The 26,684-nt window shown below is 75.4% G+C and carries 19 protein-coding genes; 5 read left to right on the forward strand and 14 right to left on the reverse strand.

The window, feature by feature from the left end:
- Positions 1–13: 13 nt before the first annotated feature.
- The 6 genes from ACSU53_RS21650 to ACSU53_RS21675 all read right to left on the reverse strand — a co-directional run bounded on the left by ACSU53_RS21650 (position 14) and on the right by ACSU53_RS21675 (position 9,549).
- Positions 14–751: a class I SAM-dependent methyltransferase gene (locus ACSU53_RS21650; RefSeq protein ID WP_437030125.1), complete on the reverse strand. Its 738-nt coding sequence runs from the start codon at positions 749–751 to the stop codon at positions 14–16.
- Entirely contained in the window at positions 748–2,064 is a 1,317-nt protein-coding gene (locus tag ACSU53_RS21655) for a condensation protein (protein WP_437030127.1), read from the reverse strand. The genes ACSU53_RS21650 and ACSU53_RS21655 overlap by 4 nt, the downstream gene beginning before the upstream one ends.
- A complete protein-coding gene (locus ACSU53_RS21660) occupies positions 2,061–6,338 on the reverse strand; it encodes an alpha-(1->3)-arabinofuranosyltransferase domain-containing protein (RefSeq protein WP_437030129.1) in 4,278 nt (1,425 codons plus the stop codon). Before ACSU53_RS21660 ends, ACSU53_RS21655 begins: the two co-directional genes overlap by 4 nt.
- Positions 6,335–7,075 carry a class I SAM-dependent methyltransferase gene (locus ACSU53_RS21665; protein ID WP_437030131.1) on the reverse strand — a complete coding sequence of 247 codons (741 nt, stop codon included), beginning with the start codon at positions 7,073–7,075 and terminating at the stop codon, positions 6,335–6,337. Before ACSU53_RS21665 ends, ACSU53_RS21660 begins: the two co-directional genes overlap by 4 nt.
- Positions 7,072–8,259 carry a glycosyltransferase family 4 protein gene (locus ACSU53_RS21670; protein ID WP_437030133.1) on the reverse strand — a complete coding sequence of 396 codons (1,188 nt, stop codon included), beginning with the start codon at positions 8,257–8,259 and terminating at the stop codon, positions 7,072–7,074. The genes ACSU53_RS21665 and ACSU53_RS21670 overlap by 4 nt, the downstream gene beginning before the upstream one ends.
- A 294-nt stretch (positions 8,260–8,553) precedes the next feature.
- Positions 8,554–9,549, reverse strand: a complete 996-nt coding sequence (locus ACSU53_RS21675; RefSeq protein WP_437030134.1) for a DUF3068 domain-containing protein — start codon at positions 9,547–9,549, stop codon at positions 8,554–8,556.
- 222 nt (positions 9,550–9,771) lie between these two features.
- Between ACSU53_RS21675 and ACSU53_RS21680 the strand changes: the two genes are divergently transcribed.
- The 4 genes from ACSU53_RS21680 (at position 9,772) to ACSU53_RS21695 (ending at position 13,414) form a co-directional block, all read left to right on the forward strand.
- The gene (locus tag ACSU53_RS21680) at positions 9,772–9,924 is read left to right on the forward strand and encodes a hypothetical protein (RefSeq protein ID WP_437030136.1); all 153 of its coding nucleotides are present in this window, start codon (positions 9,772–9,774) and stop codon (positions 9,922–9,924) included.
- A 3-nt stretch (positions 9,925–9,927) separates the two neighbouring features.
- Positions 9,928–11,187 (forward strand): helix-turn-helix domain-containing protein, encoded by a 1,260-nt coding sequence (locus ACSU53_RS21685; protein ID WP_437030138.1) that lies wholly within the window; start codon positions 9,928–9,930, stop codon positions 11,185–11,187.
- A gap of 596 nt (positions 11,188–11,783) precedes the next feature.
- A complete protein-coding gene (locus ACSU53_RS21690) occupies positions 11,784–12,557 on the forward strand; it encodes an IclR family transcriptional regulator (protein WP_437030140.1) in 774 nt (257 codons plus the stop codon).
- Entirely contained in the window at positions 12,554–13,414 is an 861-nt protein-coding gene (locus tag ACSU53_RS21695) for an SMP-30/gluconolactonase/LRE family protein (RefSeq protein WP_437030141.1), read from the forward strand. The genes ACSU53_RS21690 and ACSU53_RS21695 overlap by 4 nt, the downstream gene beginning before the upstream one ends.
- A 108-nt stretch (positions 13,415–13,522) precedes the next feature.
- Here the strand turns inward: ACSU53_RS21695 and ACSU53_RS21700 are convergent, their stop codons facing one another.
- From ACSU53_RS21700 to ACSU53_RS21725, 6 genes are all read right to left on the reverse strand, one after another.
- Positions 13,523–14,923, reverse strand: a complete 1,401-nt coding sequence (locus ACSU53_RS21700; RefSeq protein ID WP_437030143.1) for an FAD-dependent monooxygenase — start codon at positions 14,921–14,923, stop codon at positions 13,523–13,525.
- Positions 14,913–16,115: an MAB_1171c family putative transporter gene (locus ACSU53_RS21705; RefSeq protein ID WP_437030144.1), complete on the reverse strand. Its 1,203-nt coding sequence runs from the start codon at positions 16,113–16,115 to the stop codon at positions 14,913–14,915. Before ACSU53_RS21705 ends, ACSU53_RS21700 begins: the two co-directional genes overlap by 11 nt.
- Positions 16,112–17,296 (reverse strand): MAB_1171c family putative transporter, encoded by a 1,185-nt coding sequence (locus ACSU53_RS21710; RefSeq protein WP_437030146.1) that lies wholly within the window; start codon positions 17,294–17,296, stop codon positions 16,112–16,114. Before ACSU53_RS21710 ends, ACSU53_RS21705 begins: the two co-directional genes overlap by 4 nt.
- Positions 17,293–17,817, reverse strand: a complete 525-nt coding sequence (locus tag ACSU53_RS21715; protein WP_437030148.1) for a toxin — start codon at positions 17,815–17,817, stop codon at positions 17,293–17,295. Before ACSU53_RS21715 ends, ACSU53_RS21710 begins: the two co-directional genes overlap by 4 nt.
- 96 nt (positions 17,818–17,913) lie before the next feature.
- A complete protein-coding gene (locus ACSU53_RS21720) occupies positions 17,914–19,140 on the reverse strand; it encodes a DUF6545 domain-containing protein (protein ID WP_437033324.1) in 1,227 nt (408 codons plus the stop codon).
- 194 nt (positions 19,141–19,334) lie between these two features.
- Positions 19,335–22,247: a glycoside hydrolase family 35 protein gene (locus tag ACSU53_RS21725; RefSeq protein WP_437030150.1), complete on the reverse strand. Its 2,913-nt coding sequence runs from the start codon at positions 22,245–22,247 to the stop codon at positions 19,335–19,337.
- A 379-nt stretch (positions 22,248–22,626) separates the two neighbouring features.
- Between ACSU53_RS21725 and ACSU53_RS21730 the strand changes: the two genes are divergently transcribed.
- Positions 22,627–23,286 carry a DUF4360 domain-containing protein gene (locus tag ACSU53_RS21730; protein WP_437030152.1) on the forward strand — a complete coding sequence of 220 codons (660 nt, stop codon included), beginning with the start codon at positions 22,627–22,629 and terminating at the stop codon, positions 23,284–23,286.
- A 163-nt stretch (positions 23,287–23,449) separates the two neighbouring features.
- Here the strand turns inward: ACSU53_RS21730 and ACSU53_RS21735 are convergent, their stop codons facing one another.
- Complete coding sequence (locus ACSU53_RS21735) at positions 23,450–25,159, reverse strand: pyridoxal phosphate-dependent aminotransferase (protein WP_437030154.1); 1,710 nt, start codon at positions 25,157–25,159, stop codon at positions 23,450–23,452.
- A gap of 311 nt (positions 25,160–25,470) precedes the next feature.
- Entirely contained in the window at positions 25,471–26,637 is a 1,167-nt protein-coding gene (locus ACSU53_RS21740) for an aldose epimerase family protein (protein WP_437030155.1), read from the reverse strand.
- Positions 26,638–26,684: the final 47 nt, after the last annotated feature.

Raw genomic sequence — 26,684 nt, forward strand, 5'->3', positions numbered from 1 at the left:
CCCCCCGCCCCCCTCACGTCCGGCGTGCGTGCAGCAGCAGGATCGACGCGAGCGGTGGCCGCGCGCAGGCGAGCCGGTCCACCGCGCGCAGCGGGCGCGGCACCCCGTGGAAGGGGGCGCCCCTCAGCGCCACCACGGTGAAGCCGGACGCGGCGACGAACTCCCGCAGCGCGCGGGCGGTGTACAGCCGCAGGTGGCCCACCACCTCGCTGCCCGGCCGGCCGTGGATGCCGCGCAGGCTGACCTCGGAGAACACCGGCTGCACCCCGGCCAGCAGCAGCGCCCGGTTGTACCAGGCGGCCAGGTTCGGCGTGGACAGCATCAGATGGCCGCCGGGGCGCAGCACCCGGCGGATCTCGTCCAGCGCCGCGTCCGGGTCCACGAGGTGTTCGAGCACCTCGCTGAACAACACCGCGTCGGCCGAGGCGTCCGCGAACGGCAGCCCGCCGTCGGTGAGTTCACCGCGCACCGCGTACGGCAGCCGGGTGCGGGCGCGGGCCAGCGCGTCCTGCGACCAGTCGACGCCGACGAGGCGGTGACCGCGCAGGAAGGGGGCGGCGGTGGCGGCGGCCGTGCCGTCCCCGCAGCCGATGTCCAGGACCGTCCGCGCGCCGCCGGGCCCGGCCGGGCCGAGCGCGCGGGCCAGCATCCGGGCCTGGCGGCGGCTGCGGGAGGCGCCGGAGGCCACCGGCACCGCCGGGTTCTCGTAGAAGTCCCGCAGACCGGGGGGCGGGGCAGCGGTGGTGGTCACGGCGTCGCCTCCGTCGCGTGCAGGTAGTGCGTGAACAGCTCCCGCAGCCGGACGGCGTCGCCGTGGCCGAGCAGCGTGCGCGACCAGCGCAGGGACAGGTGCAGCCGGCCCGCCGTGGACGCGGTGGTGAAGGTCAGGCCGCGGGGCATCCGGGCCGGTGCGGAGAACCACACCGCGAGCGCGCGGCCCGCCTCCTCGCCGAAGTCCAGCGGATAGGGGATCCGGCCGATGTTGCTCAGCAGGGTCGTCGACGTCCACGGCGCCGCCGTGCGCCGCAGGGCGCGGGTGAGGACGGCCCGGCACGCCACCGGGGCCCAGGGCGCGGTGAGCAGGGCGGCGCCGTGCCCGAGCTGCGGCCGGGACAGGGCCTTCAGGGCGCGGGTGCGCCGGGCGGTGCGCCGCAGCAGCTCCGGCATCAGGGCCGGGTCCAGTTCCTCCGGCGCGAAGGGCACCTCCACCAGCCGGGTGCCGTTGCCGATGGGCATGCCGGCGTCCCGGGGGCGGTCGTCCACCGGCATGGTGATGCGCAGCGGGCGGGGCCGGGCGCCGTGCTCCCGGTTCCAGTGCACCAGGGTCAGCGCGGTGGCGGCCATCAGCTGGTCGTTGACGGTGTACGGGGAGCCCTGGGGCCGGTGCGGCAGCGTCAGCTCGGTGACCAGCAGCCCGTTGCCGGGCACCGTCCCGGGCCGCCCGGGGGCCACCCGGGCGGGCGGCGACCAGTTCGACGGCAGGTCGGGCGGCGCCTGCGGCCGGTCGGCCGGCCGTACGGGCGGAGCCGCCGGGGCGTTGTCCCGGCCGCCGTAGATCTCCGCGGCGGTGGCGACGATCCGCAGGCAGGCGGGACCGTCCAGGGCGGTGTGGTTGAGGGTGAGGACCAGCGCGGTGCCGCCCGGCGGCGGGGCGGGGGAGTCCCCCTCCCCACCGCCCGCCCGGCCGCCGGAGGGGGCCCCGGCGGGGACCACCTCCAGGCGGACCGGCGGGGACGCGGTGAGCGGGGGCGCGTCGGTGAGCGCCCGGGTGCGCGCGTCCCGGAGGGCGGCGGCGCCCGGCGGCGCGAAGGTCACCACCTCCACGTCCGGGCCGTCCGTCAGCTCCCACTCGTAGCGCCGCCGGTACCAGGGGCCCCGGGCCTCGCGCATCAGGACGCGCGGGTGCCGGCGCAGCGCCTCGGTGAACGCCTTGCGCAGCCGGTCCTTGTCCAGCCGTCCCGGCAGGTGCACCTCGATGTGGACGGTCTCCGGCTCCGCCTCCTGGGCGCAGTGCCGGGAGACCTCGTCCACCACCGGGAACGGGATGCGCAGGGGTGCGGTCATCCGGGCTCCCCCCTTCCCTCGGCGTCCCGCCGGGTGCCGTCCGTCCGGACCGGGGGCGGCGGCGGGGGCGCCGTCGCCGGGACGGGCGGCAGGACCTCCGTCGTCCCCGCGTCCCGGTCCCCGGCGCCGCCGGGTTCCCGCCCGGCCGCCCGGCCGGGCGCCTCACCGATGCCCACCAGGGCCGCGAACAGGCCGATCAGCGCGAGGAGCTGGGCGACGTGCCCGAAGGCCCCGGAGCCCGCGCCCACCGGCTCGCCGGCCCCCAGGGCCGCCGCCACGCCCGCCCCGGCGAGGGACACCAGCGCGACCGGCACCAGCAGCGTGTGCCGCCGCGCCGCGAGCACCGCCAGCGCCGGCACCAGCAGCGCCCACCAGCCCGCCACGACCACGGCGACCAGGGTCAGCGCCACCGCGCCCAGCCACAGCCCCGGCTGCGGGGGCACCGGCTGCGGGGCGTCCGGGTTCGCGGCCCGGCGGCGCCACAGCACCAGCCCGATCAGCACCGCGATCCCGGCGCCGCTGCCGATCAGCGCGGCGTCGTAGGTGGTGGCCGGGCCGTAGGACAGCTTCACGGTGCCGCCCTCGCCCGCCGGGATCCGCCAGCCCTGCTGCCAGCCGTCCAGCCGCAGCGGGGTCAGCTCCTTGCCGTCGAGGGTGGCCGTCCAGCCCTCGTTGTAGTTCTCGTACGTCGTCAGGTACGACGCCGCGCCCGAACCGACCGTCACCTCCCGCTGGTCACCGAGCCAGTCCCGGATCTCCAGGTCCCGGCCGGTCGTCGCGGGCTGCGGGGCGGTGCCCCGGACGAGGGTGACGTCGGTCAGCACCAGCGGCCCGGCGTCCCCGCCCTCCACCAGGTGCTCCCCGGCCGACAGCTCCAGCCCGGAGGCGGACTCGCCGCCCTGGCAGAGCGTCACGTCGACCTGCCGGCGCTCGGTGAGGTCGCCCACGGTGCCCGCCACGGCCGTCTCGTACAGCCGGCCGTCCACCGCCACCACGGGCCCCTTGCCGCACTCCAGGGAGAACGCGCGGTTGGGCGACGGCTGTTCGGTGCGGGTCTCGTCCTCCAGGGCCGGGAGGTACGCCTCGGTCAGGCCGACCGGCAGCTGCAGGTCGTCGTCGACGACCGGGTTGTGCAGGGTCAGCGGGGCGGTCTGGGTGACGGTGATGTCCAGCCGGTCGGTGGTGATCGGCGGGAAGCGGACCATGCCGGTCTCGTCGACGGCGGCGATCGCCGCGCCGTCCGGTGAGCTGATGTGCACCTCGGCCGCTCTGGCCGACAGGCCCCCGGCGGGCGGCAGCACCAGCTCGCCGATCTCCTCCTTGCCGGACCAGCTCAGGTGGAACGTGGGCCGTTCGCCCGCGATCCACGCCGTGGTCAGGTCCCCGTCGGTGAGGTTGCGCGCCGACAGTCCGGCGCCGAGGCGCGCGGTGGAGTCCGCGGTGGCCACGACGCGCCGGCGCTGTTCCGGTGCCACCTCGTACAGCAGCCGGTCCAGTGCCTCGCCCGGGATGGCCACCGCCTTCGCGGACACCTCGTACGTGCCCGCGGTGCCGGTGGTGAACGCCCGGTGCAGCCCGGCCTCGCTGCCGCTCACGGACAGCCCGGTCGGGTCGGCGGCCCGGTGCAGCGACACCATCTGGACGGGGGAGGTGGAGCTCTCCGCGTCCTCGGGCAGCCGCAGCAGCCGGGTCACCTGCACGTCCGGCAGCTCGATCTCGGCGAAACCCGCCCCGGTCAGGCCGGGGCGCTCGGCGGTCGAGCCGACGATGGTGAGCTTCATCCAGGACGTCGGGCCCTCGGGCGCCCGGATCCGCTGCTTCTTGCCGTTGGCCTGGACGAAGGAGGTGACCGAACCCTTCTCGGTCTCCACCCGCACCCGGGTCGGGGCCGCCCGCACGCCGTCCTGCGGCAGCGGCAGGACACCGATCGCGTCCGGCATCGCGTAGTCGTCCTCGTCGAAGGCGATCCGCAGCCACTGCCCGTCGGGCGACTCGGCCGAGCCCTCCGCCCAGGCGGTGTCCGGGTTGCCGTCGAAGGCGTTCACCGGGTCGTACTGGGGCAGGTGGAACAGCCAGTTGCCGTACGAGGACGCGGTCACCGACTCCGCCCCCCGCAGTTCGGCCACCGTCTGGTGGCGCAGGCCCTCGGTGGGCAGGATCTGCCGCGGACGTTCACCCGGATCCTGCTCCGCGTCCGGGGCGTTGCGTTCGTCGCGGGTGTACGTGTACGAGGTGTTGGCGTTGACCAGGCCGAACCGGGTGTCCGCGTACCGCATGCCGTCGCCGTGGACCTGCACCGGCGCGGTACCGAGCCCCGGGTGCCGGTCGCCGGTCAGCACGGCCGGCCGGCCGCGCAGCGAGTCCGCCAGCGGCAGCAGTGCCTCGGGCCCGCCGGAGACCACGGCGGTGTCCGCGACCGGCGCGAGTCCCGCCGGGCCCGGACGCGGGACGTCCGCTCCGGCCGGGCGGTAGATCTCCACCGCCCGCTGCCGCGGGTACAGGCCCTCCACCGCCAGCGGGGCGTCCTGCGCGATGACCCCGCCGGTCATCACCGGCCCGAGCCCCTCGACCCGCTGGTACCCGGACTGCTCCAGGGTGCGCTTGACGACCGCCGTCGGCACCTGGCCGATCTGGTCCGGGTCGAGGTCGTTGCGGACCACCACGTGGAAGACGCCCGCGCGGCTCAGGTAGTCGGCCAGCCCCGGCACCTCGGAGCCGGTCAGCAGGGCCTGTTCGACGGCGTCCATGGCCCGCCGGTTGCCGGGCGTGCCGAACGGCACGTAGTCGCGCTGCGCCCAGCGGGACGCGGCGACCACGTCCAGCGGCTGGTCGATGGTCGAGCCCCAGGTGTGGATGCCGTGCGCGGTCGCCGGGACGACCAGGGCCCGGGAGTCGGGCGAGTGCTTCTTCAGCCAGTCGGCGGTGGCGTACCAGTACTTGGGGATCTCCTGGAACGAACCGGCGTTGAGGATCGAGCCGTTGAGGTACGGGAACACCAGCCCCGGCAGCACCAGCACCGCTGCCGCCAGCGGTGCGAAGCGCCGGCCGCGCACCGGGCGCCCGCCGCGCGCCCCGGCGGCTGCCGCGCCCACCAGGTGGGCCAGCCCCAGCACCAGCGCCAGCGCCAGGCCGGTCTGGAACTTGTAGATGTTGCGGAACGGGGCCAGCCAGCCGTCGAGCCAGTCCTGCACCACACCGTGGAAGGGCGCGCCGAACGCGCCGCCGTACCCGGCGAGCAGGATCAGCGCCGTCACCAGCACGGTCAGCACCAGCCAGCGCCGCTCCGGCATGTCCCGCCGGGCCAGGCCCGCGAGCCCGAAGCCGGCCGCGAGGGCCGAGCAGACGATCACCAGCACCGAGGAGGTGACGGTCCAGCCGGCCGGCAGCCACGCCTCACCGAAGTGCAGGTAGGCGACCCAGTTGCCGCCGCCGCGCAGTGCCTCGGTGGCGGACATGGTGTCGGTGGTGGTCTTCGCGGTCTCGATGAACGGCAGGAAGTTCTCGCCGTAGACGCCCAGCAGGAGCAGCGGGACCCACCACCACGCCGTCGCCACGATCATCGCCGGGGTCCACCAGGCGATCAGCTTGCGCTGCCGCGGCCCGCGCGGGCGGGACAGCAGGTACAGGCCGACGGGCAGCAGGGACGCCAGCGTGGAGGCCGCGTTGACGCCGCCCATGAAGGGCACGATCAGCGCCGAGCGCAGCGCGGCGACCCGGGCCGTGTACCGTTCGTCGGCCAGCGGCAGCAGCACCCACGGCAGGAACGCGCCGGGCAGCGCGGCCGCCGAGGTGGAGCCGATGACGGCGGTGAACACCGGCCAGGTCGCGTACGCGGCCGCCGCGAGCAGCCGGGAGGCGCCGCTGCCCACCCGCAGCCGTTCCGCCAGGCGCAGCGCGCCCCAGAACGCGACCGCCACGATCAGCGACATCCACAGCCGCTCCGCCAGCCACACCGGCAGGTTCACCAGGTCGGCCAGCCAGTGGAACGGCAGCATCGGCCACACGTAGCCGATGTACTGGTCCTGGATGCCGCCGAAGCCGTTCCGGTCGTGCCACAACTGGCCGAGGTCCTCGAGGAACTGGCCCGGGTCGACCGTCACGCCCAGCTTGGTGTCGAAGGTCTGCCGTCCCGGCTGCACCGCGAGCAGCAGGGCGAACACCACCGCCCAGAAGCCCAGCAGCCAGCGGCGCGAGCGCGGGCCCTCGGGAGGGCCCGCGCTGGCCGCGCGCGTCGGGACGGCTGCCGGAGGGGGAGCCTGGACCGTGGTCGTCATTCGGGACACCGCCGGAGGATGAGAAGGAGGTTCCAGGTAGCGAACTCGCGCAGACCGGGCACTGCCACCACGGTCTCGGTGAGGAAGGGCCAGTAGCGGGACCGCGCCGACACGAGCGTCACGTCGTCGCGGGCGCGCACCAGCCGCAGGGTGCTGCCGATGTGCACGCGGAACAGGTTCTCGCCGAGCCGGTGCTTGGCGGGCCTGCCGGTGCGGCGCCGGTAGCGGGCACGGGCCCGCTCGGCGCCGAGGTAGTGCCAGGGGGCCCACTCGTGCCCGCCCCACGGCGACAGCCAGTTGGTGAAGGAGACGTAGATCAGCCCGCCGGGCCGGGTGACCCGGACCAGTTCGCTGAGGAAGGTCTGCGGATCGGCCACGTGCTCCAGCACGTTGGAGGAGAAGGTGACGTCCGCGGCACCGTCGCACAGCGGCAGCAGGTAGCCGTCGGCGATCACGGTCCCCTCGGGCGGCTTCTCCGCGAGCTCCCGCACGTCGGGCTCGAACAGGTGCGCCTGGGCGCCCCGGGCGCGGAACTCCCGGGTGAAGTGCCCGCTGCCGCCGCCGACGTCCACGACGACCCGGCCGGCCACCGGACCGTCGTACGCCTCGACCTGGTCGGCGGCGTCCCGGGCGAGCAGCGTGTAGCAGGCGTCGGGGTCCTCCTGCTCGCGCAGGAAGGCGCGGAAGAGGGCGAGGGAACGGCGTATCGAGGGGTCCTTCCGCCCTCTGCCGCTCATGGCTGCCAGCTCCGCACCGCCTCGGTCGCGACCGCGCGGAACTGACGGACCGTGCGGTCCCAGCGGAACCGGGCGGCGTGGTCCCGGGCGGCCTCGCCCATGCGTTCCCGGCGGGCCCCGGACAGGGCCAGGGTGCACCAGGCCGCCGCGAAGGAGGACTCGCCGGAGGCCAGGACGCCGGTCTCGCCGTCCACCACGGAGTCCCGCAGGCCCGGCACGTCGAAGGCGACGGCCGGGGTGCGGCGGGCGGCGGCCTCGGTGACCACCAGGCCCCAGCCCTCCACCGCGGACGGGTGCAGCAGCAGCCAGGCCGCGCACAGCAGCCGGTGCTTCTCGGCCTCGGAGACGTGTCCGGTGAACTCGACACCCGGTCCGGCCAGGCGCTCCAGGCGCTCCCGCTCCGGCCCGTCGCCGACGATCACCAGCCGGCCGCCGGTGACCGGGCGGACCCGTTCCCACAGCCGCAGCAGCAGGTCGATGCGCTTGTACTCGACCAGCCGGCCCACCGCCACGAACAGCGGCTCGGCGGAGCGGGCGGTGCGCGGGCCGGGTTCCTCCACACCGTTGTGCACGACCCGGATCCGGTCGCGCCGCACCCCGATCCCGCTCAGCGCGTCCGCGGTGGACGGGGAGACGGCGACCAGCAGGCCGCGCCGGCGCGCCCCGGTCAGCGCCCAGTGCTCCAGGCGCCGTCCGAGCCGCGCGGCCGGGGCCAGGGGGCCGCCGAACCGCATCGGCCACAGGTCGGTGTGCACGTGGTTGACCAGGCACAGGGTGGGCCCGCGGTGCCACAGCGGGGCCAGGTACGGCATGCCGTTGCACACCTCGACCAGCAGGTCGCAGTCGCCGACCTGGCGGGCGAAGGCGGAACGGGCCCGCAGGTAGTGGCCGTAGGTGCCGCCCGCCGACACCACGCGGTAGTCGCGGAAGGAGGCGGGGCCCCCGCACAGCAGGGTGACCTGGTGACCCAGCCGGGTCAGACCGCCGGCCAGCCGGTCCACCAGCAGCTCGGAGCCGCCGGCCGACGGGTTGTCCAGGTCGCGGTGGGCGAGGAAGACGATCCGGCGCGGATGCGGGGGGAGCGCCGGAGCGGGCGCCGCCGCGGTGACGGACGCGGCGCGCGGGGAGTCCCCCCGTCCGGCCGGGGCCGGCAGGGGAGGGTGGGACGGCACGTGCTGGGGCATCGGTGCTCCAACTCGTCTCGGAGTGCGGAACGTTGGCGTGGGGAACGCGGTGCCGGGAGCCGGCGCGGTGGGGTGCGCCGGTGTGCGGCGGGCGGGATCGGTGGCGCGGGTGGTCCGGTCGGTGGTGGGGTGGGATCCGGTCCGGAGGGTCCCGGGGCGGGACTCCCCGGACCGTGCGGGACGCGGGGTGCGGGCGTGCAGTGCTTGGGTGGAGTGGGACAGTTTTCGCCGCCTCGTTCCCCACGGCTACTCACCGATGTGACAATTTCACGCTTTGTTCAAGCCGATCCGGTGTCAGGGTGTGAGTACCGGCTGGGGCGTTTCGGGCGTACCGGTGGAATCGGGCCGGTCCTCTTCCTTTCGCCCACGGGCCACCAGGAGCCCTCCGGCGACCGCCAGCACCGAACCGGCCACCACGGCGCCCACCGGCAGCGTCTCGCCCACCATGCGCAGCCGCCCGCTGTCCCGCTCGGCCTGCCGCACCGCCTCGCGCTGCGTCTCGGGGGTGAACGCGATCTTCTCGGCGTCCAGCAGCACCGCCGCGTCCTCGTCCGCGCCGGGCGCGCGCAGCGTACGCTTCGGCCCGGTCTGCGCGTAGATCACCCGGCCGGTGCGCTGGTCCACGACCAGCTCCACGCCGTGGTTGGAGTACCACTCCTCGGCCAGCACCTGCGGCCGGTCCGGCTGGTCCACGATGCTGCCCGGCACCAGCCGGGTGCCGGCCTTGGTGGGCGGCACCGACCCGGTGAACCGGTAACCGGTGTAGCCCTGCACCTTCTTGGTGCCCCGGTACTTCATCACGACGGTGTCCCCGAGCGTGTTGTCCCACCACTGGTAGGAGCGTTTCTGCACGTCGAAGGGGAACTTCAGGTACGCCTCGCCCTCGATGCGCGGCGTCTCCCCGCAGCAGTGCACGGGCTTGGTGGTGCGGCGGTCCAGCACCCAGCGGTGCGGGTTGAAGTCCAGGGCGTCGTGCGGGTCCGCGGCGGGCAGCGAGTCGTCCGTGTCGACCGAGGTGATCACGTCCCACACGGCGTTCCCGCTGCGTTCGCTCGCCTCGACGTCGCCGCGCACCCGCTGGGTGACGGTGATCCGCTGGTCCGGCACGGTCTCGATCCTCCCGGTGTCGAACACGCTGCCCCGGCCGGTGTAGACCGCGGTGGTGTCGATGTCGACGGGATTGACCGCCGCCCGGGGTTTCACGTACCAGGCCAGCAGGGGGGCCAGCACCAGCAGGAAGGTGCCGAGACCCAGCAGGATCAGGGAAAACGGGGAAGCTGTACGACGCATCCGGGCACTCCAGGGGCTTGGGTCGGCGCGACGCGCGAGGGTCGCCACCGCGGGCATGAGCGCATGCGAGAGGGCTGGTCCACCCGACACCCCTTATGGGCCGGGAACGGTATGCGCCCCTTGACGGGGTGTCAATGTCGCGTCGACACTGGAGCGGGACGGGCGGGGTGGTCGGTCACGTGCGGGGGTGGGGAACCTCCCGACAGAGAGGCTGACCCAGCGATGTCCAGACTGATCGCCGCCACGCTGACCGTCGCGCTCGGCGCGGCCCTGGCCGTGGCCGCCGCGTTCGGCGCGGTCGCACTGCTCGACGCGGTGCCCGACCAGCCCAACACCCCGTTGATCACCTACGAGCAGGCCGGGCAGGGGAGCTGAGCCGTGACGGCTCCCTCCGGCCCGGTCAGGACGGTCACGGCCCGCTCCGCCTGGCACGACGTGCCGCGTCACCAGGTGCGCCGGTTCGCCGAGATCGCCATGGCCGAGGCGCCCGCGCTCGCGCAGGAGATCATGCACGAGATCCGGCGCGAGTACCCCCACCTGCCCGTGGTCCTCGACGACTCCGGCGAGCCGATGGCCCTGATCGGCATCCGCCGCGCCATCGAGGTCTTCGTGAGCCACCTGGAGCACGCCGACTACTCGGCCGGCCGGCCGACCGTACCGCCCGGCGTCTTCCAGGAGTTCGGGCGCGGAGAGGGCCTGCACGGCCGGTCCCTCGACTCGCTCCAGGCCATCTACCGCCTGGGGGTCCGGCTGGCCTGGCGCCGGTTCGCCGAGATCGGCCAGCGCATCGACATCCCGCCGCCCGCCATGTACGAACTCGTCGACGCGGGCTACGAGTACCTCGACGGCCTGGTCGACCAGTCCGTGCGCGGCTACGCCGAGGCCGCCGCCCGCCAGGCCGGCGAACGGCTGCGGCTGCAGCGCCGGCTGATGGAACTGCTGCTGACCGAGCACCACCGGGGCGACCCGGCCGAGGCGTTCGGCGAGCGGGCGGCCCGGATCGGCTGGCCGCTGCCGGACAAGGTGGGCGTCGGCGTCCTGCTGCGCCCCGCGCGCGAGGCGGTGGCCCCCGCCGTGGGGCAGGGCGTGCTGCTCGACATGGAGTACGAGCAGCCGCGCATGATCGTCCCCGAACCGGACGCCGCCGGCCGCTCCGACCTGCTGCACCGCGCGCTGGCCGGCTGGTCCGGCGCCATCGGGCCGCCGGTGCCGCTGGCCGACGCGGCGAAGTCGCTGCGCTGGGCGGAGGCCGCCGTCCGTCTGATGCGGCGCGGGCTGCTGCCCGCCGGGGAGGTGCTCCACTGCACCGAACACACCGAGGCGCTGGTGCTGCTCCAGCCCGAGGAACTGATCGACGACCTGGCGCAGCGCTGTCTGGCCCCGCTCGCCCACTGCGGCCCCACCCACGGCCGGCGGCTCGCGGAGACCCTGCTGGCCTGGCTGGAGACCCGGGGCGGGGCGCCCGAGGTGGCGGCCCGGCTCGGTGTCCACCCGCAGACCGTCCGCTACCGGCTGCGCCAGATACGGGAGTTGTGGGGCGACGAGATCGACGACCCGGACCGCCGCTTCGAGCTGGAACTGGTCCTGCGGGCACAGCGGTTGAGGGGCGAGCTGGGAGGCCCGCGGACGCGCCGCTGACCGGCGGAGGACCGCGCCGCCCGGCCGGTGCCCGCCCGTGCCTGTGGCGCGCCCGCCTCGCCGCCCGCTCGTGGCCGCCCGCCCGCCTGTGCCCGCGTGCCTGTGCCCGTGCCCTCGCGCTCATTTCGCGCCGCCGGGCCTCCGGCCGGTCCCGAGGGCCGGGGCGGATCGGCCACCGACGGCCCCTCGCGCCCCGCCTCGACCTGGTAGCGCCCCCGCCCGCCGTTCCGGCGGCGGGCAGCGGCGCCGTGCCGCACCGGCCCGCCGCCCGGTGCCTTGCTCCGGCAGCCCGCGACCGGCAGCCCGCAACCGGCCACCTGTGCCCGCCCGCCTGCGTCCGCCCCGCTCCGCCCGGGCCTCGTCCCGCCGGCCGGTGCCCCGCCCCGGCCGTCCGGCCGTCCGGCCGTCCGTCATCCCACCGTCCCTCGCGACGGGGCCATTGCCCGTCCGGGGGCGGGTGGTTAGCCTGTGTTCGTCATTCCGATCGCCTGTTGATATATCGAACGCCGGGCGTCGTCTCCGGCACCCCCGCGGCTCGAACCGCAGCGGGCGCCTGAGACACACAGGCCTGAGACACACAGGGAGGGGGGCCGGCCGTGGGACGCCTCGTACCAGCCGTGACCCGGGCTCTGGACATCCTCGAGCTCTTCCTCGACGGGGACGGGACGCTGTCCGCCCCCGACATCGTGCGCAGACTGCAGCTGCCGCGCACCACCGTCCACGAGCTGGTGACCACACTCGCCGCCCGCAAGTACCTGGTCCCCGTGCCGGGCGAGCCCGGGCGCTACCGGCTGGGCGTCCGCCCGTACCAGCTCGGCTCCCGCTACGCCGAACACCTCGACCTCGCCGCCGAGGGCCGGCAGGTGGCCCGCGCCATCGCGGAGACCTGCGACGAGACCGTGCACGTGGCGATCCTGGAGGACACCGACGTCATCTACATCGCCAAGGTCGACTCCACCCACGCCGTGCGGATGGTCTCCGCCGCCGGGCGGCGGCTGCCCGCCCACTGCACCTCCGTCGGCAAGATGCTGCTGGCCTCCCTGCCCGAGCAGGAACTCGCCGCGCGCATCCCCGACGACGCCGAGCTGACCGCGATGACCCCCGACAGCATCACCGACCCGGCCGAGCTGCGCGAGGCGCTCGCCGCGATCCGGGCCCGCGGCGTCGCCGTGGAGAACCGGGAGTCCAACCCCGACGTCAGTTGCGTGGCCGCGCCGGTGCGCGACCGCACCGGGCAGGTGGTGGCGGCGCTGTCCGTCTCCGTACCGATGATCCGCTGGAGCGGGGAACGCCAGGCCGAACTGGAACGGCTCGCCGTCAAGGGCGCCGCCGACCTGTCCGAGCGGCTCGGCCACCGGAGCGCGCCGTGACCGCCGGGCCCCGCGCCTACGAGGTGGCCGTCCGGGCCGCGGCGGCCCTGGGCGAAGGGCCGACGTGGGACGCCACCACCGGCCGCCTGCTGTGGGTCGACATCCTCGCCGCCCGCCTGCACGGCTACGATCCGGCCACCGGCCGGCGCACCGTGCGCACCGTGGACCAGCACGTGGGCGCCGCCAAGCCCCGCGCGGGCGGCGGCCTGGTGCTCAACCTGCGCGACGGCATCGGCCTGCTCGACCCCGACGGCGGCTTCCGCTGGCTGCACCGCGAGCCCGTCCCCGGCCGCCGCGGCAACGACGCCGCCGTGGCCCCCGACGGCACCCTCTGGGCCGGCACCATGCGCTACGACGAGACCGCCGGCGGCGGCACCCTCACCCGATTCCTGCCGGACGGCACCGCCGAGACCGTGCTGGACGACGTGACGGTGAGCAACGGCACCGGGTTCAGCCCCGACGGCCGGCGGATGTACTACATCGACACCCCGACCCGCCGCGTCGACGTCTTCGACGTCGGCCCCGACGGCCGGGTCACCGGCCGCCGTCCCCTGGCCGTGGTGGAGGAGGGCGCCGGCTACCCCGACGGCCTGACCGTCGACGCCGACGGCTGCGTCTGGGTCGCCCTGTGGGACGGCGCGGCGGTCCGCCGCTACACCCCTGACGGCACCCTGGACCGGGTCGTCCCGCTCCCCGTCCCCCGGGTGACCGCCTGCGCGTTCGGCGGGCCCGGCCTGAGCGACCTGTACCTCACCACGGCCCGCGTCGGCCTGGCCGACCCGCACCCGCTGGCCGGGTCCCTGCTGGTCCTGCCGGACGCCGGACGGGGCCTGGCCCAGCCGGTGTTCGGCGGCTGAGCCGCCGGCGGGGCACCCCGGCGGGGGTGCCGGCGAGGGCCGCACGCCCCGCCGGCGCCGTGGGCCGGGGTGCCCGCGCGGGCCGGGGCGCCCCGGCCGGACGCCCGTTCAGCCCCCGGTGCGGTCCAGGCGTTCCAGCAGGGCGCGTTCGGACGGGGTCAGCGGCGGTTCGTCGGACGGGGGCAGCGGTGAACCGGCCAGCACGGCCAGGACGGTGCCGGGGCGGAACATACGGGTCGCCGGGGTGCGCATGCTGGTGACGTCCCAGACCGCGCGGGCCGCCGGGTACGAGCCGGTGGCCGCCCGCATCATCCGCCGCGCGTACGCCCCGACGACCCGGTCGGCGACGCCCGGCCGGCCGCCCCGCACCTCCGGGTAGTGGATGTCCTGGCTGATGGCGGACGACCAGGCCGCGTCCACCGCGCGGGCGGCCCCGCGCAGCACCCGCCGGCCCAGCCCCGGCGCGGTCGGCTCCGCGCGCTCCAGCTCCCGGGCCAGTACCCGCGCCCCGAAGGCGGCCACCGACATGCCCTGCCCGTAGGCCGGGTTGAAGGTGCCCAGCGCGTCGCCGATCACCGTGAAGCCCTCGGGCCAGCGCGGCGCCCTCTCCAGGTAGCGCCGCACATTGCTGGTGGACCGGCTCAGGTGCACGTCGGTGAGCGGTTCGGCACCGGAGACCAGCCGCCCCACGATCGAGTCCCGCACCGACAGCGTGTAGCGCAGGAACCCCTCCGGGTCCGCCGGCGGCTCGCCGCCCCGGGTGCCGCCGCAGCTCACCAGCCAGCGGCCGCCCTCGATCGGCATGACCATGGCGCTGCGCCCCGGCCGGGAGGCGTACGGGTCCGACTGCACGACGGTCAGCGGGAACCGCTCCGCGCCCTCGGGCATCCGGTAGATGCGCGTGGCGTTGACCAGCCCGGCGTCCACGGTCCGCTCCCGGACGCCGGTCAGCCCGAGACGGTCCAGCCAGCCCACGACCCGGGTGCCGCGTCCGCTCGCGTCGACCACGAGGTCCGCCGGCAGGTCGGTGTCCCCGCCCGGCGTCGCCAGCCGCACCCCGTCCACCCGCGCGAGGGAGCCCGTCAGCCCGACCACGGCCGCCCGGCGGACGTGCACCGACGTCCGGTCGAGCACCGCCGAGCGCACCACCCAGTCCAGCAGCGCCCGGCTGCACGTGATCATGACCGGGCCCTCGTGCCGCCAGCGCCGCAGCCAGCCCTCCGAGGTCAGCGCGAGCATGCCGTTGCTGAGGGATATCTCGTGCGCCCCCGCGGCGAGCAGCCGCTTGCGCAGGTCCGCCGCGGGGAGGAGTTCCTCCAGGGCGCGGGCGCCCCCGTCCATGAGCAGGTGCGCGTGCCGTCCCTGGGGCAGCCCCCGGCGGTCCTGCGGGCCGTCGGGCAACTCGTCGCGGTCGAGCACGATCACCTCGTCCACGCCCGCGTCGGACAGGACGGCGGCGGCCAGCATGCCGGCCAGGCCCGCACCGATGACGACTGCTCTACGCGACATGGGGCTCCTCTGGTTCGGTGACGGGGCCGGCCGCGGCGGACGGCGTCGTGCCGTCGGGTGCCGCGGGCGGACGGTTCAGTTCCTGGGCCAGTTCCACCAGGCCGCCCGTGCCGGACACCTCGGTGGCGTGCAGCCGGTAGGTGGCGGCGGGCTCGGGGGGTTCCTCGCGGGCGGCGGCGCGGCGGGCGGCCTCGGTGAGCATGGCCGCCTCCGCCGCGAGCCGGGCGCGGTGCGGGGAGCGGCCCGCGTCCAGGGCGGCGTCCCGCACGCGTTCCCGGAGCCGGTGGTCGAAGTACGGTGCCAGCGCCAGCAGGGCGTCGTGGATGGCCACTTCGCGCCACTGCAGCCGCTCCTGCGGCAGCAGCCAGCGGGTCGCGGGCGGCCCGGGGGCGGTGGACGCCGGCCGCACCAGGGACCACAGCGGTTCCAGCCGCCGGTGGTCCTTCAGCGCCCGCCGGTGGGCCAGCACTGGTGGCAGCAGCCGGGGCAGCAGGAACCCCGCCGAGCACAGCAGGGCGGCCAGCGAGGCCATCTGCGGCGCCACCCGGGTGGACAGCACGTCCAGGTCGTGGCCCGTCCAACGGGCCACCACCGCGATGTACTTGGCCAGCTGGAAGCCCACCAGGTCCAGCAGCGCGCCCAGCACGATCAGCCGCAGCCCGGTGCGCAGCGAGCCGGTGACCTCCCGCCCCCACTTCCGGCACATCAGGCACAGCGCCAGCATGGCCGCGCTGTGTCCGAGCAGGTAGAGCACGATCATCTCGCGCAGGAACGTGGTGGTGGCGTAGTACGTGTCCAGGTCGGTCAGCCGCTCGGTGTCCGGGTCGGCGAGCGCGAACAGCACCACGAGGGCGACGGTCAGCGCCCCGTACGCGGCCACCGTGCGCAGCACCAGGCGCCGCACCCGACCCCGGGGCCCGCCCCGCCAGTTGATGATCAGCACCAGCACGGCGCAGCTGTACGCGTTGAGCATGCCGTAGGTCAGCGGCGCGCCGAAGTTGGGGATGCCGGTGAGGTCGTTGACGGCGGCCAGGGTGGGCGGGGCCGCGCACACGAAGACCAGGGCGCCCAGCACGATCGCCAGCCAGGTGGACAGGGTGAGCGGGTTGCGCAGCGCGGCCCGGGGGCGGCGGGCGATCAGCACCGACGTCAGCCCGAACACCAGGCCGCCGAGGTAGACGAGAAGGCTCACACGGTCCCCGCAGGGGTCGTGCCGCCCGCCACCGGCGCGGCCCGCCGCGGCGGCGCCACGCAGGCCAGCGCGTCGGCGATGCGGGCCAGCCCGGCCGGTCCGGGCACCCGGTCCAGGAGCCGTCCGCCGGTGTGCGGCGGGGGCGTGCCGGGCCGGGCGTCCGCCTCGTCCCGTGCCGCCGCGGTGATGACCGCCGCCCAGGCGGCGGCCTCCGCCCACTCCGGGTCGCCCGTCGTGCCGAGGGCCGCCGCGCGGGTCCGCTCGTACAGGTGCCGGTCGAAGTACGCGTCCAGGTGGCCCAGCGCGTTGTGGATGCTGGTCTGACGCCACATCAGCCGGGTGGCGGGGGTGGCACAGCGCGGACGGGGCAGCCGCAGCGCCCGGCGGGTGAGCAGGCCGTCCAGGACCCGCTCCAGAGGTGCCAGCCGGGCGTAGGTCCGCCGCGCCGTGCGCCACTCCGTCACCCGCGGTCCGACCAGCGGGATCAGCACGCCCACCACGGTCATCACCGCGCCGAGCCCGGCCGCGGCCGGGGAGACGGTGGTGCCGAGCGCCGACCAGTCCCGCCCGGTCCACCGGGCGCCCACCGCGACGAGCTTGGCCCCGCTGTACCCGACACCGCACAGGGACCCGGCGCCGAACAGCGTCAGCCCCACCCGCAGCCGGCCGCGCACCCGGCGTGCCCAGGCGAGCGACGAGGTGGTGGTGACGGCGACCGCGACCAGGTGGGCGAGCAGGTACAGCACGATCATCTGGGCGATCCACGGCGTGGTCGCGTAGTAGGTGTCCAGGTCGGTCCGGCGTTCCTCGGGCGCGTCGGCGAGCGCGAACGTCACCGCGATCCCGAGGATCACGCCGGTGTAGGCGAGGATCCAGCGCCGGGCGGTGCGGTGCACCCGGGGCCCGCCCCGCCAGTGGACGATCAGCACCTGCGAGGCGGCGCAGTACGCGGTGATCGCCGCGTAGGTGACCGGCGCCGCGAGGTTGGGCACCCCGCTGAGCCGGTTGACCGCGCCGACGGTCGGGGGCGCGCCCAGGGCGAAGCAGAGTCCGGCCAGGCCCAGCACCGCGCAGATGGCCCGCAGGTAGGGGTCGCCGCGGTGCCGCAGCAGGTCCGGCGCCCGGACCGTCAGGCCCAGCCACAGCAGCCCGCAACTGACGTAGTTGATCAGGCCGTTCATCGGCGGGTCCCGCGGTGGTTCAGCGCGGCCCCGATGCGTGCGGCGAGGTTCCGCGGCTCCTCGGCGGTGCCGCCCTCGGTGGCGAACACGGAGTCGGGGGTGGCCTCCAGCCAGGTGCGCAGCCGACGGCCCATCAGCATCCCGAAGCGGTCGGCCTCCTGCTCCTCCGCCTCGCTGAAGCAGGTGCGGGCGGCCACCCGTTCCCCCGGGACGCCGGCGGGCGCCGGCCCGGTGCCCCGCCGGTGCATGTGCCACACCTCGTGGCAGAGGATCACGATCTGGTGCCACACCGCGGCCCGTTCGTCCACCACCACGTCGTCGTGGCTCTCCCGGTCCAGCCACAGCCCGCTCGCCGTGTGCGGCGGGAACGCCGCCCGGTGGACGACGACCTCACGCCCCCGCCAGGCGCCGACCGAGGCGACCAGGGCGTCGAACAGGTCCTCCGGGTCGGCCGGGACCGCCACCCGGATGGGGTCGATGAGCGCGTCGGCGAGACGCCGCATCTCCTTCCTGGTACGCACCGCGGTCTCCCTGTTCTCCCGGAACCCCTGAGCCTGGTTCGGTCACCCGTGCAATATGCCAAGCGAGGTGCCGGTCCGGCCACCTCCGGGCACGGGTCAGTCGGTCAGGGCCACCGCCTCGCAGGCGTGGGCGCGCACCGTGCGGATGTCGTCGGGGCGGCGCAGGGCGCGGGAGACCGCCCCGATGCCCCGGAGCAGGTCGGTGGTGTCGGGGTCGCGTGCCGCCGTGCCGTCGTCCGCCTGCGGGCCGGCCTCCACGGCGTCCAGGATCGCCACGGCCGCGGCGAGCGCCCTGGCCCGCTCCGGCGCGAACCCCAGGGCGAGGGCGGCGGCGTGGGAGCGTTCGTGCAGCCGCTCGTCGATGCGCCGGGCCAGCGGCAGCAGCACGTCGCGGATGAAGGTCTCCCGGCGGGTCAGCCGCAGTTCGGGGCTGGCGTGCAGCGCGAAGGGGACGCCGGAGCCGTGCACCCGGCGCATCAGCAGGTACAGGGGCCGCAGTTGGTGGTGGGCCCGGCGCAGCCGCCACCGCTCGTGCAGGTACTGGCCGGCGTGCGGCAGGATGAAGCCGACGGCGATCGACACCGCGGACAGGCAGGCCAGCGCCGGCGCCACGTGGAGGTTCAGCCAGTCCAGGTCCCGGCCCGCCCACCGCGCGCCGACGGCGGTGAGTTTGGCGGCGTCGAAGCCCAGGTTCAGCGCGTAGCCGATGCCCAGGAACATCAGCCCCCAGCGCAGCAGGGCGTCGAGCCCGTCGGTGCGGATCCAGTTCCAGATCAGCTTCGAGGTGATGAGGGCGGCCACGGTGTGCGCGAGGAGGTAGAGCAGGATCTCCTCGCGCATGAACGGGGTGGTGGCGTAGTAGGTGTCCAGGTCCCGGGTGCGTTCCACGGGCACGTCCGCGAGGGCGAACAGCACCCACAGCAGCACGATGACGCCGCCGTAGCAGGACAGCACCCAGCGGGTGGCGCGGCGCGTCGAGGCCGAGTGCTCCGACAGGCCGTTGCGCCAGGCGATGATCAGCACCAGGCACGACCCGCAGAACGCGGTGAGCAGTGAATACACCCACGGCGCCGAGATGTTGGGCACGCCGGTGACCCGGTTGACCCAGACGATGGTCGACGGCGCCACGAACACGAAGACCGCGCACGCCAGCAGCAGCAGCCCGCCGACCGCGCGCAGCAGCGGATCCGTCCAGAGCCGGATGATGGTGGGCAGTTTGATCGCCAGGGCGGCGGCCAGCACGGCCGCCGGCACCCACCAGAACGACGGGTAGAAGTCGCTGAGGAACGAGGCCGGGCCCAGGGCCGCGTCCACGCGCTCCATGGCGTCCCCCGCTCTCGTCACCGCCGTGGTCACCGTCGTCCGAGACTACGCGCCCTGTCGCGCCCGCGTCAGGCGAAAACCGGCGACGTCCGTGCCCGTACGGCCGGTACGCGACGGCCCCGTGGCCCGGCCCCGCGCGGCGCCCGCCGGGTCCGCCGTGCCCGGGGCCGCCGCCGGACGGGGCCGCGGCGGGCTCACCGGCCCGGCGACTCCACCGGCTCGACCGGGATGCCGCCCGCGGCCGCCCCCAGCAGCGTCAGCCGCACGTCGCGCGGCCCCGAGGGGGTCGTCCCGTCGGACAGCACGGCCAGGGCGAGGGTGTTGGCCCCCCGGGTGCGCAGGATCCCGTTGGGCAGCACGAAGGTGTGCTGCGGGCCCACGTCGTTGATGTACTGGCCCAGGTTCCAGCCGTTGAGGAAGATCTGCACCCGGTAGGCGCGCCGCGGGTCGTCGTCGAGGGTGAGGCCGACGGAGGCGTCCACGTCCGGGTCGACGTCCAGCCGGAACCGGGTGCGGTACCAGGCCACTCCCTGCCGGCGGTCCGCGCGCAGGGAGTCCACGGCACGCCACGTCCCGTCGTCGTACCCGGGCAGGTGCCAGCCCGCCCGCTCGCCGGCCAGCCCGCCGTGGTTCAGCGCTCCGCGCACCGGGTCCGGCTTCCCGGCGCCCTGGATCCGCCACCGCACGGTGGCGTCGGCGCCCCCGAAGCCGACGGACGTCAGGCCGCGCGCCGCCCGGTACCCGTCGGGCCCCTCCCCGTCCGCGTGCTGCATCGGCCGCACCAGGACGGACAGCACGTGCCGGTCCCGTCCGCGCAGCTCCCGGGGCACGGCGAAGGACCCCGTGGCCTTCCAGCTGCCCCGGTCCGCGGTCCCGGCGTCCGGCACCGGCATCCGGTGGGTGCCCAGCGGCCGTCCGTCCAGCCAGGCCATCAACAGCCCCTGCGTACCGGTGCGGTAGGACAGCGACACCGACGTCAGGCCGTCCGCGTCGCGGATCCGTCCCCGGTACCAGACGTCGCCGTAGTGGAAGCCGTAGTCGTCGGCGAACAGCACCGGCTGCCCCTCGGGCACGGGCGTCGGGCCGGCGGAGGCGGTGAGGTCGGCCCGCCGCCACCCGGAGTCGTCGTACCCGGGGTCCGCCTCCGGGTTCTCCGCCCGCCGCCGCCAGCCCGTCAGGGCCGGCAGCTCCGGCGAGGGCGCCCCCGGCAGCAGTCCCTCCATCACCAGGCTCCCCGCCCGGCCGGCCGTGGTGCGCACCGGGCGGCCGTTCCAGGTCACGGCGGTGACGCCGCGCGGCGCCCACACCTCCATGCCGGTCTCCCCGAGGGTGTCCCCGGTGAGGTGGACGGTGGCGCCGCGCACCTCGGCCTTCCGCAGCAGGGCCGGGCCGTAGACGAGCAGGGAACCGGACGGGGTCTCGTACGGCCACATCCGCTGCGCGCTCGCGTCGTCCACGAACAGCAGCACCATCGGCGTGCCGGAGTCGCCGTCCTCCACCAGCACCCGGGCCAGCCCGCCCGCCCCGAGCGGTACGGCGACGTTCAGCCGGCCCTGGTCGTAGGACCACGCCGGTTCCGGGTCCAGGCGGTTGGTGAGCGGCTGGGTGTCGCAGTCCAGCGCGACCTGCGCCATCTCCCCGTGGCGGCCCGCGAACACGGCGATGTCGTGCCGGCCGGCGTTCAGGCTGAGCATGGGCTGCACGGTGGAGTACGCCAGCCTGCGGTGCCCGAGCCGGACGTCGCCGAGGAGCAGCTTGGCGTCGCGCGGGCCGACGCGCACCGGGGCGTCGACGGCGGTGCCCGGCAGGGACGTGGTGACCTGCTCGTCGGAGTCGTTGCGCAGCACGTACACCCGGGCGCCGGTGTCGGGGTTGGCCAGGTGGTACACGGTGACCCGGTCGTCCTGCGCGCGGACCGGCTTCGCCGGGTCGAGCCGGGCGAGGTCCGGCACGGTCCGCAGCAGGTGCCCCAGTTGCTGCATCGGGGCCAGCTTGGGCGAGACGCGGCGGGCCTCGTCGACGGCCGCGCCGTGGTCGTAGGAGGTGTAGACGCCGGTGCCGGGGAGCCAGCCCCAGGAGGTGCCGCCGAAGACCGTGCGGGCGTTGTGCACCGTCACCCCGCCGGCGAGCGCGGTGAGCGTGGTGCGCCGCTCGTAGGCCGCGTCGCGGACCCGGCGGATCTCCCCGTAGCCCTTGCCGCCGGAGACCGCGCCGCCCCACGGGTCGGCCGCGCCCACCGCCGCGGCGGCCACGATGCCGGGGGTGCGCGGCCGGGAACCGGCACCGCCCGCGAGGCGCACCGGGTCCGCCGGGACCCGGTCGGGCGCGGTGTCGGTGGCGACGGCGTACAGCCACGGCGCGTCGTCGGCGCCGCCGGGGCCGCCGGCGCGGAACACCGGGACGTCGATGCGGTCGGCGCGCAGTCTCGCGTACACGCGCTCGGCGGCGGCGCGGGCCCGGGACGGATCGGTGTCCGGCGCGTCCTCCAGCTGGTACAGCAGGACCGTGCCGCGGCCCCGGGTGTACAGGTGCCGGACCGCGACGGAGTTGACCGCGCCGAGCCAGGCGTCGGCGTGCCGCAGGTACTCCGGGTCGTCGCCGCGCGCGGCGCCCGCGGTGGCGGTCAGCCAGCCGGGGAGGCCGCCCGCGTCCAGGTCGGCGCCGATGCGGGGGCCGGGCCGCAGCACCACGTACAGCCGCTCCTCGGCGGCGGTGCGCAGGAACAGGTCCAGGTCGCGCACGCCGGTGAAGTCGTGCTCGCCGGGGGCGGGGGAGTGGTGGTTCCAGGCGACCGGGACGGTGACCGCGTTGTGCCCGTGGGCGCGGAGCTTCTGGAGCACGTCGCGCCACAGCGACGGGCTGGGCAGCCGGAACGGGTGCATCTCGCCGGACCACAGCACCAGGCGCCGGTGGTCGACGAGCAGCGAGTACCGGTCGTGGCCGACCCGGTGCCGCCTGCCGTCGGCGGTGGGCGGAGGGGGCGGCGGACCCGTCGGCACGGCGCGGGACCCGCGGGTGCCGGTCGCCGCCCCGCCGCTGCCGGCCAGGGCGAGACCGAGCGCCGCCGTCCCGGCCAGGGCGGTGAAGGTACGCCTGCTGAGCTCCAAGGGAGCGCCTCCTGCCGTGCTGCCCGCCGCCCTGCTGCCGAGGCGGGCGCCGTGGGTTGCCTGTGGTGCTGCGGGGTGTCCCATTGTCTACGAACCGGCTGCCCGCCGTTCACGCACGGTCCCCTTACGTCCCTTTCGTCACCGCGGGATCCGCCGGACGTGAATGGCCGGAGTTCGCCCTGTCCCCCGGACCGGGGTGCTCCGTACGATTCCACCGCTCCCGGCCTTCACCGCACCTTCACGCCTCCATCACGGGGCCGGGGGCCGTGCGTCCGCATGTTTGGCATGTACATGACGCTTCAACGAGTGTCGTGCGACAGGACGCCGCCCGCCCGATCCCGGCCGGGCGGCACACCCCCCACCGATCGGATGGAGAACCATGGCTGGTGGCCTGCTCATGAGCGCAGCGGTGGCCACGCTGCTCACCGCCGCGATCCCCGCCCACAACCCGTCCGCGGGCAGCAGCTTCGACGACCCGCCCCCGGACAGGATCGTCATCAAGGTCGCCACGGTGAACGGCTCCGGCTGTCCCGCGGGTACCGCCGCCGTCGCCGTCTCGGCGGACAACACCGCGTTCACGGTGACCTACAGCGACTACCTCGCCCAGGTGGGCGGCCCCTCCGCACCCACCGACTTCCGCAAGAACTGCCAGCTCAGCCTGCTCGTCCACGTCCCGCAGGGCTTCACCTACGCGGTGGCCAGCGCCGACTACCGCGGCTTCGCCTCGCTCCAGCCGGGCGCCCGGGGCACGCAGCGAGCCTCGTACTACTTCCAGGGCTCGCCCAACACCGAGTACCGCACCCACAACTACGCCGGCCCTTACAACGACAACTGGCAGGCCACCGACACCACCGACTGGGCCCAGCTGGTCTGGGCCCCCTGCGGAGTGCAGCGCAACTTCAACATCAACACGGAGCTGCGGCTGAACGCGGGCACCTCGTCCCCGCACAAGGTCAGCTTCATGACGATGGACTCCACCGACGGGGACATCAGCACGGTCTACCACCTCGCCTGGAAGCAGTGTCCGGGCAAGTCCTGAGGTGACCGGACGGACCGGCGCGCACCCCGCGGGACGCGCGCCGGTCCGTCCGCCCGCGCACCGTCCTCCCGCGCACCGGGCGGTCCGTGTGTCCCGGCCCGCGCACCGGGCGTCGCGTCGTCCGCCCGCGCGCCCGGCGTGCGTCCCGTGCCTCCCGCCCCGCTCAGCCCGCCGCGTTGGGCCAGGACTGCGCCCCCGGCCAGCCGGTCGCGGGTGCGGCGGAGAGGCCGTCGGTGCCCCGCACCTGGGCGGCGGTCAGTCCGCCGCGGGCGGGCACGCCGGGCGGGGTGAGTCCCGAGGGCTGCTGCGGCACCTGGGGCGCCGCGAACGCCGCCGCGGCGGCGGGCACCGGCTGCGGCTCGGGCACGGGCAGCGGTTCCGGCACGGGCAGCGGCACCGGTTCCGGGTGGGTGACCGGCCCCTGGGTGGCCGCCGGCTGCGGTACGGCCTGCGGCGCGGGCACCGGCTGCGGTGCCTGGAGCGGCCGTTGCTGCGGCAGCTGCGGTTCCGGGGAGGCTGCCGCCGGCACCGGCATCCCGCCGAAGGTGTCCGCCGGGGCGGCGGACGCGGCGGCGGGGAGCGGAATGCCGGTGCCGACGGCCGGAGCGGCGGCGAGCCCCGGGGCGCCGGCCCCGACGGCCTGCGCGGCCAGGCCCCGGGTGCCGGCCCCGTTGGTCTCGCTCACCAGGCGGTCCACCGCCGCCGTGCCCGAGCTGTAGCCGGTCCCGGTAGCGGGCTCGGACACGGCGGCTCCCCTCCTGGACGCCCCGTAGAGCACCTGTTCCAGGCCGGACACCAGGCGGCGCACGTCCACCTGGGGACGCACCACGAGACGCAGGAAGCGGCTGGAGGAACCGATCTTGTTGCCGCACTCGCGGACCAGGATCCGGTGCTCGGTGAGCATCCGGTCCCGGACCACGGTGCCCTCGGCGCCCACGGGGAGACGCACGAAGAGGAAGTTGCCCTGCGAGGGGTAGACCGTCAGGCCGGGCAGCGAGGAGAGTTGGCCGGACATGTCCATCCGGTCGCGGCGCACCTGGTGCAGGCTCTGGGCGTACTCGGCGCCGTGCTCCTTCAGCATGAACACCACGTGCTCGGCGAAGGAGTTGAGGTTCCACTTGGGGAGCATCGAGCGCACCCGCCCGGCCAGCGCCGGGTTGGCGACCAGGTAGCCGAAGCGGATGCCGTGCAGACCGAAGTTCTTGCCGAGGCTGCGCAGCACGATGACGTTGGGGCGCAGCATCGCCTCCTGCACCACGCTCGGCTCGTTCTCCGCGTCGGCGAACTCCAGGAACGACTCGTCGATCACCACCAGGTCCAGGTCGGCCATGGCGTCCATGAACTGCACGACCGCGTGCTTGTGCAGGAACCCGCCGTCGGGGTTGTTGGGGTTGCAGACGACGGCGACCCGGGTGCCGCGCGCCCGGATGAACTCGGCGTACTGCGCGAGATCGAGGGCGAAACCGCTGGACTCCTGGAGCGGGAACATGTCGACCCGCTTGCCGGTCTCCATGGGCTGGTCGGTCCAGCGGCCGAAGGTGGGCACGGGGACGGCGAGCGACTCGCGCACGAGGAGGTGGTCGATCCAGGTGATCAGCTCCGTGGAGCCGTTGCCCATGGCCACGCACTGCGGGGGCAGCTGGAGCAGGCTGCACAGCTCGGCCGTGATCGTGTCGGCGCCGCTCGGGTAGTACGTGATGATGTCGCGCAGCCGGGCCGCCATCTCCTCGAACATGGCCGGGGTGGGGAAGTACGGATTGCAGGGGATGCAGAAGTCCACCGGCCCGGCCCCGTCGCTCTCCCGCGCCAGCGCCGCCATCGACGGGCTGTGTGCCGCGGTGCTGCGGAACAACGAGGTGACGTTGCCGGCCATGGAACCTCCGTGTACGGCGGGCCCGCCGGGGACGAACCGGGCCCGTCATGCGTGGGTGGCCCGCGCGGGGGAGCACGGGCCACCGGTACATACGAAGGGGGGCGAGACGCCGTTCAACGGGTGTGAAAAAACTGTGACGGCGGGAACCCGGGGCGCGCCGGACGCGTCATGCGCCCGTGACGCACGGCTCAGCGCCCGGGCGCAGGGCCCCTGCCCTGGACCCGGGGCGTACGCCCCCCGCCCCGGTCCCTGGGGCGCACGCGCCGCAGCCCACCCGCACGGGCCCCGCCCCGAAGCCCCCGGCGCAGGCCTCAGACACCGAACGCGTGGACCGTCGTCGTCCGGTACACCTCGCCCGGCCGCAGCACGGTCGACGGGAACGACGGCTGGTTCGGCGAGTCGGGGAAGTGCTGGGTCTCCAGGCACAGCCCGTCGCCCTGCCGGTACACCCGGCCGCCGGTGCCCACCAGGGTGCCGTCGAGGAAGTTGCCGGAGTAGAACTGCAGGCCCGGCTCGTTCGTGGCGATCCGCAGGGTGCGTCCCGAGGACGGGTCGCGCAGCGTCGCCGCGTGCTGCGGCCGGGCGGTGATCCCCTTGTCGAGCACCCAGTTGTGGTCGAAGCCCTGCCCGTACAGCACCTGCTGGTGGGCGCTGCGGATGTCCCGGCCGATCGGCTTGCCCCGCCGGAAGTCGAAGGGGGTGGCCGCGACCCGGGCCCGCTCGCCGGTGGGGATGAGTCCCGCGTCGACCGGCGTGAACCGGGAGGCGTCGATGGTCAGTTCGTGGTCCAGGACGGTGCCGCTGCTCTCGCCGGCCAAATTCCAGTAGACGTGGCTGGTGAGGTTGACGACGGTGGCCCGGTCGGTGCGGGCCTCGTAGTCGACGCGCCAGTCGCCGTCGCGGGTCAGGGTGTAGGTGACCTTCACGCGGAGCGTGCCCGGGTAGCCCATCTCGCCGTCCGGGCTGGTGAGGCGCAGGTGCAGGCCGACGTCCGAGCCCCGGGTGAACGGCTCCACGTCCCAGACCCGCTTGTCGAAGCCCTTCTCCCCGCCGTGCAGGCTGTTCTCCCCGTCGTTGACGGAGAGCTGGTGCGTCCGGCCGTCCAGGGTGAAGCGGCCCCGGTCGATGCGGTTGCCGTAGCGGCCGATCAGGGCGCCGAAGTAGGGGCTGGAGGAGACGTACTGCTCCAGGCCGTCGAAGCCCAGGGAGACGTTCGCGTACCGCCCCCGGCGGTCGGGGATCTCCAGGGACTGCACGATGCCGCCGTAGGACAGCACGCGCATCCGGGTGCCGCCGTTCTGCAGGGCCCAGCTGTCGACCCGTGTGCCGTCCGCGAGCCGGCCGAAGGGCGTGCGGACCGGCCCCCGCCCGCCGCCGGACCGGCCGGAGGCCGCGTGGGCGGAGCCCCCGCCCACGGTGGCGGCGGCCAGGCCGGCCGCCGCGGCGCCCGCCATGATGGTGCGTCTGTTCAGTTCCATGAGCCACTCCGTCGAGGAGGGGCCCCGCCGTCCGGCGGGGCCCGGGG

The organism is Streptomyces sp. enrichment culture, from assembly GCF_964273255.1.
In the GTDB taxonomy this organism is placed as follows: Bacteria; Actinomycetota; Actinomycetes; order Streptomycetales; family Streptomycetaceae; genus Streptomyces.

What these genes read in the sequence shown, in the direction of transcription:
- ACSU53_RS21655 (WP_437030127.1), bottom strand. Translation starts at nt 2,064, where the DNA reads ATGACCGCACCCCTGCGCATCCCGTTCCCGGTGGTGGACGAGGTCTCC.
- ACSU53_RS21660 (WP_437030129.1), bottom strand. Translation starts at nt 6,338, where the DNA reads ATGACGACCACGGTCCAGGCTCCCCCTCCGGCAGCCGTCCCGACGCGC.
- ACSU53_RS21665 (WP_437030131.1), bottom strand. Translation starts at nt 7,075, where the DNA reads ATGAGCGGCAGAGGGCGGAAGGACCCCTCGATACGCCGTTCCCTCGCC.
- ACSU53_RS21670 (WP_437030133.1), bottom strand. Translation starts at nt 8,259, where the DNA reads ATGCCCCAGCACGTGCCGTCCCACCCTCCCCTGCCGGCCCCGGCCGGA.
- ACSU53_RS21675 (WP_437030134.1), bottom strand. Translation starts at nt 9,549, where the DNA reads ATGCGTCGTACAGCTTCCCCGTTTTCCCTGATCCTGCTGGGTCTCGGC.
- ACSU53_RS21680 (WP_437030136.1), top strand. Translation starts at nt 9,772, where the DNA reads ATGTCCAGACTGATCGCCGCCACGCTGACCGTCGCGCTCGGCGCGGCC.
- ACSU53_RS21700 (WP_437030143.1), bottom strand. Translation starts at nt 14,923, where the DNA reads ATGTCGCGTAGAGCAGTCGTCATCGGTGCGGGCCTGGCCGGCATGCTG.
- ACSU53_RS21710 (WP_437030146.1), bottom strand. Translation starts at nt 17,296, where the DNA reads ATGAACGGCCTGATCAACTACGTCAGTTGCGGGCTGCTGTGGCTGGGC.
- ACSU53_RS21720 (WP_437033324.1), bottom strand. Translation starts at nt 19,140, where the DNA reads ATGGAGCGCGTGGACGCGGCCCTGGGCCCGGCCTCGTTCCTCAGCGAC.
- ACSU53_RS21730 (WP_437030152.1), top strand. Translation starts at nt 22,627, where the DNA reads ATGGCTGGTGGCCTGCTCATGAGCGCAGCGGTGGCCACGCTGCTCACC.
- ACSU53_RS21735 (WP_437030154.1), bottom strand. Translation starts at nt 25,159, where the DNA reads ATGGCCGGCAACGTCACCTCGTTGTTCCGCAGCACCGCGGCACACAGC.
- ACSU53_RS21740 (WP_437030155.1), bottom strand. Translation starts at nt 26,637, where the DNA reads ATGGAACTGAACAGACGCACCATCATGGCGGGCGCCGCGGCGGCCGGC.